This is a genomic window from Candidatus Hydrogenedentota bacterium (assembly GCA_019695095.1).
Lineage (GTDB): Bacteria > Hydrogenedentota > Hydrogenedentia > Hydrogenedentales > SLHB01 > JAIBAQ01.
The window spans coordinates 33399-47006 of sequence record JAIBAQ010000023.1 but is presented as its reverse complement, the minus strand read 5'-3'; the positions used below and the strand labels follow the sequence as shown (position 1 = coordinate 47006).

The following is a 13608-nucleotide window of genomic DNA, read 5'->3' as shown; positions in this document are numbered from 1 at the left end:
CGTCCAGTTTCGCGGAACGAGCCGCCATGAAGAACAATTGGAACGGGAACACTAAAGTGTTAGTGAAGGAAACAGAAAGCGACCAAGACTTGCTCTAAATCTGGCCGCATCCATGGGGGAAGGTCACAATGACACCCGAAATTAGCTCTTACGCCATCTCGGACGATCATGGAAACAGCTCGTATCGCTAAGCCCTTCCCTGGCCCGAAGCTCTATCAACGGCGGGCGGAATCGGCGCTTCCTCTTCTCGTACGACAGGCGCAAGCTCAAAGCACTGTTTTCTACTCTGCCCTTGCTCCTGAACTGGGCATGACGAACCCCAGAAATCTAAATTATGTACTTGGAAGTGTTGGCTCCGCGCTTGAACAGCTCTCCGACAAGTGGAAAGAAAACATCCCTCCAATTCAATGCCTGGTCATAAACAAACTTGAAGAGTTACCGGGGGAAGGCGTTGCCTGGTTCATCAGCAAAAAAGAGGATTTCCGAAAACTCTCCCTTAAACAACGTCGTGAAATACTTCGGATTGAACTTCAGAAGACTTTTGCCTACCCGAAATGGTACGAAGTCCTTAACGCTTTCGGCCTAAAACCAGCAGTCGTTGACTTCACGGAACCGATTCGGGGAGCGGGAAAATACCACGGTGGGCCAGAATCCGATGAGCACAAGGAGATGAAAAGATTCATCGCGACTCATCCCCAAGCAGTCGGTCTTGGCAATATCGGACATGGCACAAATGAATACGAACTGCCATCTGGCGATTTGCTTGATGTCTCATTTCAAGCCACTGATTTCTGGTATGCCGTAGAGGTTAAAACCAAAAAGGCACCGTACAGCGATCTCGTGAGAGGGATCTTTCAGTGCATTAAATACAAGGCTGTCATTGAGGCCGTTCAGGCTTCAAGGCTGCTGCCACAAAACTGCAGAGTCATTTTGGCGATCGAAGGGCATCTGCCATCTGACCTCCTGGCCCTCAAGAACATGCTCGAAGTTGACGTCTTGGAGCGAATCGATTTCAGAAATGGATAACATATGCGCATGCAACTTGACGGCAACCAGGAATGGCGTTTAGCGATGCCCGAAGCCAACCCCTGGTCGCATCTCGCCGCATTGGTTAGTGTAGCCGCACAGACCGCAGTTGATGCATCTCGTTAGGCGTTTATCAGAGTTCTGAATGCGTCAATAGATGCCAATGGCTTGGTCCGATGAATCATTCTGTGGCAATTTGAGCACAAAATAGCGAGGTCATCCAAGCGAGTGGTCTCCGGACGGTCCCTGGCGCCCAACGGGATGAGGTGGTGAACTTCGCAACATCCGATTCCCAGCTCGTTGAATCGATCGAATCGGAGATCACATGCTTCGCAACTGAGGAAGCCTTTGCGTTGAAGTACTTGTCTTTTCTTCGCGTCGGATAGTCCAGGTTGCCGCTCCCGCGCCAAATGCATAACAAGGAATTGTCGGCCTTCAGCCCCACCAACATTTTCGAGATCGATGTCTGGTAATGTTTGAGCGCCTTCGGGTGCCAATGCCTCAAGAAATAAAATCCCAACGGCATCTTTCCTGAAATCAGGTCTGGTTCGCAGGACTAACGGATCTTCTGAATATCCCGTGGCTCGATATCGACCGATATATTGCCATGCGTCGGCTTTCTGCTTTATGAAGACAGGAATATCATTCTTCTGGGACGCAAGTAGGTGGGCCGCCTTCATGACTTTTGGCGTTGGCGGGTCCTTTCTCCCTACGTCAATTTCGAATGGCGCCCGTGCATTGACTTTTGGATCGAAGCAGCCGCAAAGGACCTTGCCGTGCAGCGTTGGAAGGTAGCTGACCAGCTGGCCGCCCCCGACCAGATCGCTTATTTCGCGGCGAGTGTAATTCTTGAAAAGGATTGGATTCATTTTGCCTACGCGCCCTACTTGCTTAATCAAGGAACGGATCAAAGCCCGCCGCCTTCAAATTCTCCGTCTTTGGGTCGTCGAAGGTTAAGCAGGTCTTGCCGGATCCGGCTAGCTGACGGCAGAAGGCTTCCGTCTTACTGCCGGAAGCTGCGTACACGACGACAATTCGGTCCGCTATCGCCGCGACGACTTCATTGCGGCGGGAAGCGGTTTCTTGTGTCGCCCGTTTAGTCGTGGCCCCAAATGGCGAGAGTACGAGCAGTCGCCCGCCGTCTATGGCATCGCGCAGTTCTTTCGGAACCCGCGTCGGTATGCTCCGTGCGAGCACGATGCAGACTGGCGTCTGAGACCGGAGCATGATATTTAGGACTTCGCGCTCAACCGGTGAATGAAATCCACTAACCACCGGTCGATTCTCAAGTCGCCAGCGCTGGGCAAGGTCGTAGGCACTTAGGATGAGATTCCCGGGACACCGCACGGAGGAGAAAAAGGCTGTCCACGTGCTTCCGAGAATCCGCTGATCACCGAGTCCTCGCAACATAATATCGGCATCCGCTTTCTTGTCGCGCTTATTTGAGTAAACATCGTGAAGGCTCGTGTTCCACGCATTCATGTCGTCAGCTTGCCCTCAAATCGACAGAAGGATTGAGATCGCCGCAGGTGATTCAACTGGGCAGTTCGGATAATTCGGCCAGCGTGCTCAAGATCACGATATTTTCGGTAACGGGTTTCGCCGAAATATCGATTCAAAACCGCTTTGGGGTCTCTGATATCATCCGGGCGGTTGCACCGTGGAACGCGGACCTGATGCGCAGGCGTGGATAGAAAAGCCGATAGCGCATGGTTGTCTGAGAGTATCCATGACTCCAACATCTTCTCGACACAGACAAGGGCCACACGAGGATCTCTTGATCTCACACCTGCCAAGCGAAGTGATTCACTGATTTCTTCCTTGTCGTCATGGCGACAACCGCGCCCCTCGTATTCTCCCCACGCGGGTAACAAATCCCAGAGAACTACGACACGGCGGCACCCGCCATTCAAAAGGGCTTTCGCCCACTTCCCGCATTCCTGCTTGAGCAATGGTTTCCGATCCAGCGTAACTACATCCGGTTCAATGCGAGCGTCAATGAGGCGGGCCAGATGCGGGATCACAGTTGTCTCAGCCCCTTGGGGCCCACATTCAACTATGAATCCGACTTTCACGATCTGGTTCTACGCGACAGTCGACCGGTGGTGTACAGGTGCCCTGGAGCGAAGCTCTTCGCCCATGATTTTGTTTCAGTACTGTCTGACGGCCTCCAAAACCGTGGCGCACCTTCTTCGTCGCGCTCGCATAGAACCAGCGTTTGAAGTGGCAACAGATCCAAAAGGTATGGCGAGTGACTTGTCATCAATACTTGACTACGCCCGTCATGGATGGCTGTTCGAATTTCATCCAAGATCAAATGAGTTGTGCGCGGATCAAGACCATTTTCGATTTCCTCGACCGCAATTAGCGGCGGTGGAGAGGGACTTCTCAATAGAGCCAGCAGGGCGAGAATCCGAAGCGTTCCCGTCGAGAAGAGCCAGCCGGGAACTTTGAAGTCCTTTTCGGTCATCTGAAGATAGACTGTGCGCTCAAGCTCGGAAGTCAATGCCGGCTGAATATCCCGCGCGTAGGAAAGAACAGACCTGAGCGATTCCGCTATTCCGTAATAGGCGTCCGAATCTTGATCGCGTATCCAACGCAGATATTGAGCAATGTTGCGTCCATCTTTCGCCAACCTGACCTCACCACCAGCGCGTTTTTGCGGCGACGGTTCGCCCATGTTCTGAGGGACAAGGCCGAGGAACTGCCAGCGGCCCAAACCTCCTATACCGAGGTCTTGAAGAATAGATTCGCCGTCGTCGAGTTTCGTTTTGCGCCGGATACGATCCGGCCCGTTGGGATAATCAATTATGCCTCGATCATTTCGGGTCATGTGAAGACCCTTGCGGAATTTCACCTCTTCGTGCTGGATAAATATCTGATTTCCGCCTTGGCCCATTGTGAGCGCCGTCTCGGCACTGAATGCCCCTCCAATGGTCTTTAAAGGCATCCAACCGGACATACTGAATGACATCGGATTTGTCTGATGGGCGCGCTTGTCCCTTGTTTCCTCTTTGTCTTCATGGGCAACCGCCCGGCTCCAAATATGCTCAAACCCGTGCCACGGTCTCATGGCTTCGTCTACGCCATTCTGCGCGACGGCCTGGAATGTTTCCAAGGCCTCCAAAAAACTACTTTTCCCCGAGCCGTTGTTGCCTATGAAGACGGTTAACGGGGAGAGCTTCAGCGCACCTGTTTCTCGGATCGCCTTGAAGTTTCGTACACGGATGCTTCGCAAGAGTTGTTTGCTCATTTGATCAGTCCTCTTTCGACGTCCCGATACGCATTGCGCGCTGCATCCTTTACCGGGTCGGCCACGAGGGGGAACGTGGTGAGGATGTATGCAAACTCGTCTTCCGTCAGGCCGTAGAGATGGGCAATTAGGCCATCGAGTTCTGATCGGAGTTTTCCGCGTTCCACCGGATCGATCGCTCCTTCTTTGTGGCTCTTCAGTCCTACGCACTTAGCCAACTCGTCGAACTCTCGAGACACGCAGATTAAACGTGCCGTACGATTTGCTATTGGCGATAGAGCCTCATCTGTCTTCGCCAACCGAGGCACAGGAACTTGATACACATAGAACTGATTGAGTGTCGTTGTAACCTTCCTGCGAATGAACCAGTCAACCGTGAAACTGTTCAGTGCTGCGCAAAGAAACAACATTTCAAGGGGGTCAATTCGGCTTACCGACAAGTCGAGCGTCGGAGTATTCACTTCCCCGAAGAAGCCGGGTGGGATAATTGTCGAAATCAGCGTGCGCTCGTTGGTGTTACTCGCAATCCGCCGGTACACAAAGCGGTATCGCTGGTAGTCAAGACGTGCGCCCGTATCCGTGGCATTACCCAGAAGCGCATTCCGCCCCTCTGCTTCTGGGATCCAATATGTAGGCTCTTCGTCCGTCAACTGGAATTGATGAAACATTTTTCCACTCAACAGCGGAAGAGCCCCGGGTCGTTTTGACGTTACAAATAGCTGTGCGTCATCGCGAATGTGGAACTCGCGTTTGATCGCGAAATTCCATTCTCTTTCAGACTTATCCCCCAATATGGGGAACCGGATGAGCTTCTTGGCGAGGCCGACTTCCATCACACTATTGAGTTCCATTATTGAGAGCGTATCTGGCGAAAGGCGGGAGATAAGCTCAACCGAGATCGAAATCGCGCCTTCCTGCGGAAAACGCTCAAGTTCCGAAGCATCGAGACGCATAAACGCCGCAGGAAAATCAGATGTGCTTCCACCTTTCTCATACGTCAGGACGACGAACTTGAAACGCGAGTCCACCCCTTCAAATATTTGCTTACGATTTTCGAAGCAGAAGAGACCGGTAATCTTCGTCTCTTTGAAAAGCAGCGCACGAAGTTGCTTCGTGCCCATGTCTGTGTAGATGCCACTGGGAAGAACAATTCCGCAATGACCACCGCGGCGAAGAAGATTGACGCATTGTTCCGTGAATAGCTTGTATAGATTAACGTCCGCGGCCGCTTTCTTATCATCTACGATACTGATCTGGTTCTTGTACTGCGGAGCAGACCGAAAGAAATCGTTGGTATGTGGATAACTGCTTTGGTACGCCAACCAGGCTTTACGCGTATCTGCGTCCTTTAGAAGTTTCGCTCTTTCCTTCTCGAATTCCCCAATCGTCATCTTCTTTTGAGTAACTAGGTCCGAATATTCTTCAAAGAACTGTTTTGAATTCGGTTTAAAGGCTTCCCATGGGGGATTGGTGATGATGGCGTCAAATCCGCCCCGCTCGTTAATAATCTGGTCAAACTCATAGCCCCAGTGAAACGGCTTGAGAGCAACGATGTCGTCCTCCTTAAGAGCACGTCGCTCCGGTTTGCCTTCTCGGTTCTTCCTCTCGTCCCATGTGGCCTCTTCGTACTGGATTTCCAAGGACCTAAACTGCGCGAGTAGAAGTCGATTCAGCATCATCTTCGCAGTGCTCTTCTTCTTCTCGATGCCGTCGCGCAATTCTTGCAAGTCTTCGCCATAACCGGTGGCCCGTCGGTAGAGAGCGACCAGATCGTTTTTCTCAGCCAGTAGTTCAGCAAACTTGCGGCCCTGAACCTTCGCCGCGTATTCGCGCTCCACCTCTTTCTTTGTCTTGGCCACCTTGGACTCAACCGCGAAGCCAAGATCGCTCTTGTGAACCATGTTCATGCGCCCTTGCTCCGTGGCGGCACCGGTCAAGGCGTCGAATTTGGCCGGATCGACGTGAACAAGACCAATCAGCGAGTTGCCGGCCATGATGTTGAACTCGATGTTCGGCAGAGGTTCGAGGGCATCCGCGGAATTGGCGGAGGCAACGAGGGCAAGGAAGAGGCGGAGTTTGGCGATTTCGATAGCCTCTTCCATGATGTCCACGCCGAAGAGGTTGTTGGTGATAATGCTCCGTTTGATGAAGTAGGAAACGCTCTTGTGCTCCTTCTGCGTCTTCTTAAGCCACTCCTGCAATCCCTTGTCGCTCAAAAACTCGATCTTACCGATTACGGCGGCGTAGACGTTGATGAGCGTCTTCATGGCCGACACGAGGAACGCGGCGGAGCCGCAGGCTGGATCGAGCAGACGGAGGTTCGGCAGGACGTCGTAAAGCAGCTTCTTGCAGAGCGGCGCATCAAGGGCCAGCAGGAGGTCGCCCATGTTGTCGAATGACCGCACGGCCTTGCCGTCGCCTTTTGCCACCCCGTCCAGGATCAGGCGGTGAATAGTGCGTTCGCACAGATATTCGGTGATTTCCGGTCGCGTGTAGTAAGCGCCGAAGGCCTTCTGGTTGATGTATTTTTCAAAAATATAGCCGAGGACATCCGGGTTGATTTCATTGTCCTCGCCGCCGGGTGTGTCGTTCAGATTCCAGGAGTACCGTTCGAAGAGAGCGAACAGATTGGCGAATGCCTTGTCCTGAATGGATATTTTCGGCCAATCAAGTTCTATGCGATGATGCAGAAAAAGTCCGCCATTCAGGTACTTGATCTTGCCTAGCAGCCCGTTCACTTTGGCGCTGCGCTGGTCCTCCGGCTTGGCGAAGCCCTCGAAAAACAGCGTCTTTAAAAACTTCTCGTAATACAGATCGCGCCCCTCCTCGCGACTCTGTTCCAATTTGTTTTGCAGGTAACGGCCTTCACCGCCATCGAGAAAGAACTTGCGTTGCAGGAAGTAGACGAACATCAGACGATTGAGCAAGACCGAGGCATACCAGCGCCGATCCCGATCGTCGTCTATACCCTTGATCAGGTTCAGGAACTCAAGGTGTTGGTCTTGAAACTCGCCGTAGAACTTCTTGGTGACCCGCTCAATGTCGAGCGCTTCCTTCAACCGGTCTGCGACTTCGACGAGCGGCACATTTCCAGCTTCGTCGAAGTCGCCGAGGTCGAAGACCATCGAGTTGAGTTTGCTGAGGAAAAGGTCGCCCGGCTGACCGCGGACATAAATGTGATCGCGGGCAGAAGTCTTGCCATCCTGTCGCTTCACCCAATACCAGAGGCTCTGCGTCCGGCGTTCGTCCACGAAGATCAGAAGATTCTCGTGATGCAGCGCGGATATCTCTTTGTGCAGGGCTGCGCGGGTCTTGGCGCCGGGTATTTGACCATCCTTCGCGGTTATCTCCAGAACCATGACGCCGGACAGTTGCGCGAGTTGTCGCCTTGTGAAACCAGCGTCTTTGTGCGTTATTGCGATGGCTTGGCGGGAGGCTGGCTGTGACCAGCCGAGCTCCTCGACGAACAATTTCGAGAAGTCGAAATCCGCCAGACATTTTCGCGCTTTGTTCAGGTCCAGCGGCATATCATGTTCCCACGCTTGTTTCCGATAGCCCCAAAGAACAGATGATTCGAGGTTCCTGTGCCTGATCCTCTACTTGGACAAGGCAAAGTCTTTCTTCCTGTCGCAGGGCAATTGCGAGGCCCGCCAAGTCTTCGTTCGAAATGCCAGAGCGCAGTTGTCGATTGAGCGTATCCACAGCGGTCTGACGCAACGGATAGCGGTAAATCTCTTCGATAACTTTCGCTAACTCTGGTGACTCAAAGAGTGTTCCCTTAACGTCTTCGGCGTGACGCTTAAGACGTTCGTACGTGCGGAAACGCGCTCCTGACGGACGGCCAAGCTGGCCGCCAACAGTCTTTTCCTCCGCAACGATCAACTCGACCGCCTTCTTGACAAGGTCATGGTGATTCGGTTGTCGCGGCAGGGCGGCTGTTTCTGGTAGACATTCGGCTGTTTTCAGAATTTGGTATTGCGATTCGGTGACGCTCTCGCCCTTATCGTTCATCCATGCCAAAGCGTCGTTTCCTTCCGGCGTTTTCATGTAAACCAATACGCCATGCGGTTCTTTTTCTGTCGGTTTGTGTGCCTTCGTGGAATAAGCAACGGCGGGAAGAGACTCTATAAGTTTTTCCAACTCAGGGTTGCGGTCAATCGCGTTCTTCCAGATTTGGTAAGCGTAAGAGGCCAGGTCAACTTCCGTGTCCGTTTCACCGTCGAGGATTCCTGATTTTTCGTTGTAGAGATCGAGAACGGCTTCGTCGTTGCGATCGTCTTCGAAGAAAGACTCGTCAGTGCCTACAACTTCCGCATTTTCCTTCAGTCGCTGGCGGAGCCGATCCCGTAGTTTGATAATCTTGTTTACTCCCTCAGCCGGAAGAAATGAGTAGCATGCGATGTTCTCCGCCTTTTGCCCGATACGATCCACGCGGCCAACACGCTGAATCAGGCGGATAATAGCCCAAGGCAGGTCAAAATTGACTACGATGGCGCAATCTTGCAGGTTTTGCCCCTCACTCAGCACGTCTGTCGCAATCAGAATGCGCAACTCATCCTCTGGTCTCACTTGGCTGCGCTTGTTGTTGCTTTCCGGGCTGAATCTCCAAGCCATTGCGGCAGGATCGTAGGAGGCGCCAGTTACGCCCGCGGCTTTTTTTAAGCCTTTCGCATGAATCTGGGCTTCGAGATATCGAACGGTATCCGCGAACTGCGTGAAGACTATGACTTTTTCCGATGGATGTAGTTTCAAAAGGAGGTTGAGCAGTTTGGAAAGCTTGGCGTCCTGGTCAGGATTCCATACCCCCGCATTCTTGATCACGCTGAGAAGTGCATCAGCGTCTGCCGAGAGATCCTTTTCAAGCGACGGCACAAATAAGTCTGGCCGAAGCCACTTGAACCGCTTCTGGTATTTTCGCGCATACTCTTCATAGGCCTCAAGAGCCCGCCGCTTGAAATCTTCTCTTGATCGCAGCGGTCCTGAAGCTGCGTCTATGTCGTCGGATTCCTCGGTCTCATCGTTAAAGAGTTCAGCTGTCCCGATGTCACCATCCGCATCTTCATCGAATATCCTCGAATCGAGTATGCCGACATCTTGGGTGCCGATTGGCAAGGGCAGGTTTCTTTCTACGGCATGAAGGAACACAAAGTTTCTCAGAATATGCCGTTCGACGGACTGCATAAAAGCCTGGCCACTGCTCTCAAGCCGCTTGAAAAGGCCGGTACGACAGAAGCCCTTCAGCCGGTGGCCGGCACGGGAAAGGTTCTGAATTGTCTTCTGCTCGGTCGGCGAAGGAGGCTGGCGAGGCGATGCATGAAGATAGTTGCCGAGCCCGTAACGCGGGAGCGTCAATTCGTTTATCGTATCCACGACCTCCGACGAGTAAAGGCGGGCGTACTGATCCTCTCCAGCGCTGTCCGAAATCTTGAACTTCACCGTCTTTGGCTGGCGAGTGGGGAAATACGATCGCGTGCCGTCTTCAAAGGTCAGGAATTTCCGTCCGCTCGCCGGGTCGGTCTCGGCGTAGTTTTTCTGAATGAAGCTCCGCGTACGACGTACGAGATAAAGTCGCATTAAATCACGCCAGTCATCGGCGTAGAAGCTCTTCTCGAAGGCGGCCAAAGAGCGAACGGCGCATTGGTGGCGGCGGATGAATTCGGTTTCGCCAAGTTCCTTAAGAAGTTGTTCCGGGCGAATACCCAAGTCTTTATCTTCCTTTACGAAGAGCCGGAGCTGGTTCGACAAGTCCAGATACGTCTTGTTGTACGGGGTGGCCGAAAGAAGGATGCACTTGCTTTCATTTCCTTCGACGTATTCTTGAATGGCGCGAAATCGCTTGCCCTCCCGGTTTCGGAGATTGTGGCTTTCATCGATAAGGATAAGGCGATACCGGCGCAGTTTCGGAAGCTCGCGGATGACTTGGCTTAAGGAGAGAACTTTTGCGCGCATGCGATATTGCTCGCGGTAGTCTTCCCACATCGGGACAAGGTTCTTCGGACAGATGACAAGGGTTTCCAGTCCGTGATCGTCTTCCATTATCCGGGCAACTGCAGTCGCCATCAGCGTCTTGCCTAGGCCGACAACGTCACCGATAAGTACACCACCGCGTTTGTTCAGATGGTGCGCAGCAATCTTCACCGCGGCTTTCTGGAACTCAAAGAGCTTGGCCCCGAAGTCGCGAGGGATCGCGAACTCGCTCAGGCCGGCCCGAGCCTCTTGCGATAGATGATAAGCAATCTTGAGGTAGATGTGATAAGGCGGGATCGGCTCGACTCGCGCCCAACTCGTCTCGATTATTTCCACCAGTTCCTTGGAAATGTCCATGCACCAGCGGTCAGTCCATCGGTCTTCAAACCACCTGGCGAGCTTCGTGCATGCATCGTGATCCATTACGTCAATATTCAACTCGCCTTGGTAGCGAAGGCCGGAAAAGGTGAGATTGCTGCTGCCCAAGTAGCCGACAATCGGGTTGATTGGATCGGGACGGAATAGCAGATACAGCTTCGCATGCAGGGGGTGACCGAGGAACAATTTGACGACGACTTTTCCCGCTTTGATTTGTGCGGCTAGACGCCGCAGACCCGCTTCGTCTTCATCGGTAGGAACCCCAAAGGCCAGCTGCTCCCTGAACTCTTCGGCCAGCCGACGCTTCAGCCGCAACGCGGTTTGAGTGTCGAGCTTATCGCCATGATCCACCAAGCTCATGGCTGTCCGAAGTTCGTCAGCAGGCATTTTTTGCATGCCAACCAACAAACGGCAGCACTGCCCATCACCGCCAGCCCATGCATCGACTTGGTCGTCTATCTGCTTCCAACCGCGAAGGTTGAAGTACCCGACGCAAAAGTCGCCACGTTTCGCCAGCGGCAAGGTGTCCCGCAAGGCAGAGAGCAACGTCTCTTCAATGTTGTCGAATATCCTCGGCATAGATGCAACTCGCCAAACACGAGGGAATTGTATAGCCAACCTGAAATCCGAAGTCGAGGCATGCATTCGGGCCAAAGACACGGAACAAAAAGAAAACGCAATGTCGGCGCGGCTGCGCGATTCCGCCATCTCGCACAGTCGTTCATCTTCTCGCCGCATGTCGGTTCTCCTTTCCAGAAAGAAATGGCAGCCGGTCCTTGCGATGGGACGCGGCTGCCATTCCTGATCTGTTTTCGGGCCGTGATTCGCCCGGATTATCCATTTCGTTCTGGTTAGTTCCTCCCGCCAAACCGCGGCCGCAGGCCGATAGACAGGCCGCATCTTTAATTCGCGGCAAGGCGGGCGGGATTCCTCTAGGCTGCCGCGCTCTGCTCTGTCGCGAGTTCGGCGGGCTCAGCGTTGGTGATGTAGTCAACAGCCTTCTGCGCTGCTGCTGCGGCCATGACTACAAGGCGGGTGTCTTCCTTGATGACCTTGCGCCAGCCATCCAGGTAGGCGGCGGAGTTCGCGAGCGTGCTATCCGCGATGCCGGCCAAGCCGCACAGGAACGCACTTCCCATTTCGGCGACCAACTCCTCCCGGCCGTAGTTCTTCGTGCCGAACCCAGTTGTGCCGTCGTCGTCGTGCTCCGGAGCCTTTCGGTTCAGGCGCGAGGGATGCCGAGTGCTGTGGGTCAGCTCATGAAAAAGCGTCGAGTAGTACTCCTCGGCCAACTCGAAGCGCTGCAAGGGAGGCACGTTCACCGTGTCAGTGGCCAGCCGGTAGAATGCCCGGTCTTCCACCGCGTGTGATACCGTCGGCGGTCGCGGCATGCCCGCAACCAACTTTTCCGCCTCAGCGATGGGATCGTGCGCGAACGTGGGCAGATCCGGCTTTGGATAGTCGACATGCTCGCACTGCTCCACGTTGAAGACGGGATAGTACCGCAGGATCGGGATCTGGACCTTGCGCTCAGGATCGGCAGGGTCCGGCTTGCCGTTGAGGAGCTTCCAGAACACGGCAATGCTGGACTTCTCTCCCTTTCGGACATTGCCGCCAATTGCTGTAGCCTGCCTGTAGGTGAGCCAATATGGTGAGCCATAAGGGCTACATCCAAGGAGCAGCACATTGATCCCGCGGTAAGGCCGCCGTGACAGCAAATTCTGTGGCGCGCGGCGTGGTCCCGACTTCCAGGCCTGATGCCACGGGTTCACCCCTGCGTCGATCAGGGCCAATATCTTCTCCGTGATGATCTCGTATATGTCTTTGCGTTTCATGGTGATCTCCTTCTAGGGCGTGCGGCGCTGGAACGACCGGATGTGTCCGCCGAATGCGGCCAGGATGGACACGAGGAAGGCCGTGTCCCGGCGTTGTCCGTCTTTGGTGTTTCCGAGCTGTCTAGCAATCCAGCGTGCCTTGCGCCGTTGGCGCTCTGAGACCCGGAATGCCTCTTGGTTGGCGTTATCTTTTTCGGGCGGTTCGTTCATGGATTCTCCTTTGAATGAAATCGGCGCAGACACCTCCGGCATGGCGGGATGTCTGAGCCGATGGTTTGTTTCGGGCGTTGCTGAACTACGCCGCCGCAGAGTCTTCAGGACTCTTGGCGGGTGCCGCATTGCGCGGCAGGGGGATGCGTACTGGCAGGACTTCGCGGGCTTCGCCTGGCAGCGACTCCGACGCGATTGCTTTGACCAAGAGCCGGTCCACGAGTTCTGTCATATGGACGCGCTCGGCTTTGGCCATCCGGTACAGGCTGGGAATGAGGTCTTCCGAGATCCGGGGTGAGTACACCTGGTACCTCCTTTCTTCGCGGAATAGACCTGAATCAACTTCCTTCAGGCTTGTTTCAGGGGTTGATTCAGGAGAACAAGAAAGGCCCGCCTCCCTTTCGAGAGACAGGCCTTGTGATCAGAAGCTTCAGCTACGTCAGGCTACGACGCCCTGTGGGGCTTCCGCCTGAGTGGCCTTCGACTTCTTGCATTTCCGAGGAGCGACCGATACGGTCGCCACCTCGTTTCCAACCTTGATGGTCTTGGTATACACGACGACCTCGGCGTTTGACCGCGGTTCATCGTCGGGCCTGAACTGTGATATGTTCACGCGACCCTGCAACTCGACGGCCAGGCCTTTGCCTTGAGTGGTCAACAGCTGGGCCAGTTCCTCACTCGGGTTGAACACCACACAAGGTACGTGTGATACCACGGGTTCGGCCTCGCCATTCTGCTGACTGCACGCCACGGTGAAGACAAGGACTTGCTTATCCTTGCCTCGAACCACGGCGTGATTCACGAGTTGTCCGCTGATGACGCAGACATTCATGCTACTGCTCCTTCCTTGGGTTTATACTGGCCACACCAGGAGGTGTGACCCATGCGCCGCTAGACGTGCGGCTACGTTGCCCTTTCACGTGAAAACGCGATTGAGCT

The 13608-nt window shown here is 54.0% G+C and carries 11 protein-coding genes; 1 reads left to right on the top strand and 10 read right to left on the bottom strand.

The window, feature by feature from the left end; genetic code table 11:
* Positions 1–168: 168 nt before the first annotated feature.
* A complete protein-coding gene (locus K1Y02_06255) occupies positions 169–1026 on the top strand; it encodes a hypothetical protein (GenBank protein MBX7255945.1) in 858 nt (285 codons plus the stop codon).
* Positions 1027–1148: 122 nt separating this feature from the next.
* On the opposite strand, the gene K1Y02_06250 is transcribed toward K1Y02_06255, so the two are convergent.
* The 10 genes from K1Y02_06250 to K1Y02_06205 all read right to left on the bottom strand — a co-directional run bounded on the left by K1Y02_06250 (position 1149) and on the right by K1Y02_06205 (position 13501).
* Positions 1149–1895, bottom strand: coding sequence for an HNH endonuclease (locus K1Y02_06250; protein MBX7255944.1), 747 nt, complete (start codon positions 1893–1895; stop codon positions 1149–1151).
* A 22-nt stretch (positions 1896–1917) separates the two neighbouring features.
* A complete protein-coding gene (locus K1Y02_06245; protein MBX7255943.1) occupies positions 1918–2508 on the bottom strand; it encodes a DNA-processing protein DprA in 591 nt (196 codons plus the stop codon).
* Positions 2505–3050 (bottom strand): DUF4276 family protein, encoded by a 546-nt coding sequence (locus K1Y02_06240; protein ID MBX7255942.1) that lies wholly within the window; start codon positions 3048–3050, stop codon positions 2505–2507. The genes K1Y02_06245 and K1Y02_06240 overlap by 4 nt, the downstream gene beginning before the upstream one ends.
* Positions 3051–3097: 47 nt before the next feature.
* Positions 3098–4279 carry an AAA family ATPase gene (locus tag K1Y02_06235; protein MBX7255941.1) on the bottom strand — a complete coding sequence of 394 codons (1182 nt, stop codon included), beginning with the start codon at positions 4277–4279 and terminating at the stop codon, positions 3098–3100.
* Complete coding sequence (locus K1Y02_06230) at positions 4276–7806, bottom strand: ATP-binding protein (GenBank protein MBX7255940.1); 3531 nt, start codon at positions 7804–7806, stop codon at positions 4276–4278. Before K1Y02_06230 ends, K1Y02_06235 begins: the two co-directional genes overlap by 4 nt.
* 1 nt (position 7807) lies before the next feature.
* Positions 7808–11203: an NgoFVII family restriction endonuclease gene (locus K1Y02_06225; protein MBX7255939.1), complete on the bottom strand. Its 3396-nt coding sequence runs from the start codon at positions 11201–11203 to the stop codon at positions 7808–7810.
* Positions 11204–11556: 353 nt separating this feature from the next.
* Positions 11557–12459 carry an ssDNA-binding domain-containing protein gene (locus K1Y02_06220; GenBank protein ID MBX7255938.1) on the bottom strand — a complete coding sequence of 301 codons (903 nt, stop codon included), beginning with the start codon at positions 12457–12459 and terminating at the stop codon, positions 11557–11559.
* 12 nt (positions 12460–12471) lie between these two features.
* A complete protein-coding gene (locus tag K1Y02_06215) occupies positions 12472–12669 on the bottom strand; it encodes a hypothetical protein (protein MBX7255937.1) in 198 nt (65 codons plus the stop codon).
* Between the two features lie 85 nt (positions 12670–12754).
* Positions 12755–12973, bottom strand: coding sequence for a hypothetical protein (locus K1Y02_06210; GenBank protein ID MBX7255936.1), 219 nt, complete (start codon positions 12971–12973; stop codon positions 12755–12757).
* 135 nt (positions 12974–13108) lie between these two features.
* Positions 13109–13501 carry a single-stranded DNA-binding protein gene (locus K1Y02_06205; protein ID MBX7255935.1) on the bottom strand — a complete coding sequence of 131 codons (393 nt, stop codon included), beginning with the start codon at positions 13499–13501 and terminating at the stop codon, positions 13109–13111.
* Positions 13502–13608: the final 107 nt, after the last annotated feature.

What these genes read in the sequence shown, in the direction of transcription:
- K1Y02_06255 (MBX7255945.1), top strand. Translation starts at nt 169, where the DNA reads ATGGAAACAGCTCGTATCGCTAAGCCCTTCCCTGGCCCGAAGCTCTAT.
- K1Y02_06250 (MBX7255944.1), bottom strand. Translation starts at nt 1,895, where the DNA reads ATGAATCCAATCCTTTTCAAGAATTACACTCGCCGCGAAATAAGCGAT.
- K1Y02_06245 (MBX7255943.1), bottom strand. Translation starts at nt 2,508, where the DNA reads ATGAATGCGTGGAACACGAGCCTTCACGATGTTTACTCAAATAAGCGC.
- K1Y02_06235 (MBX7255941.1), bottom strand. Translation starts at nt 4,279, where the DNA reads ATGAGCAAACAACTCTTGCGAAGCATCCGTGTACGAAACTTCAAGGCG.
- K1Y02_06230 (MBX7255940.1), bottom strand. Translation starts at nt 7,806, where the DNA reads ATGCCGCTGGACCTGAACAAAGCGCGAAAATGTCTGGCGGATTTCGAC.
- K1Y02_06225 (MBX7255939.1), bottom strand. Translation starts at nt 11,203, where the DNA reads ATGCCGAGGATATTCGACAACATTGAAGAGACGTTGCTCTCTGCCTTG.
- K1Y02_06220 (MBX7255938.1), bottom strand. Translation starts at nt 12,459, where the DNA reads ATGAAACGCAAAGACATATACGAGATCATCACGGAGAAGATATTGGCC.
- K1Y02_06215 (MBX7255937.1), bottom strand. Translation starts at nt 12,669, where the DNA reads ATGAACGAACCGCCCGAAAAAGATAACGCCAACCAAGAGGCATTCCGG.
- K1Y02_06205 (MBX7255935.1), bottom strand. Translation starts at nt 13,501, where the DNA reads ATGAATGTCTGCGTCATCAGCGGACAACTCGTGAATCACGCCGTGGTT.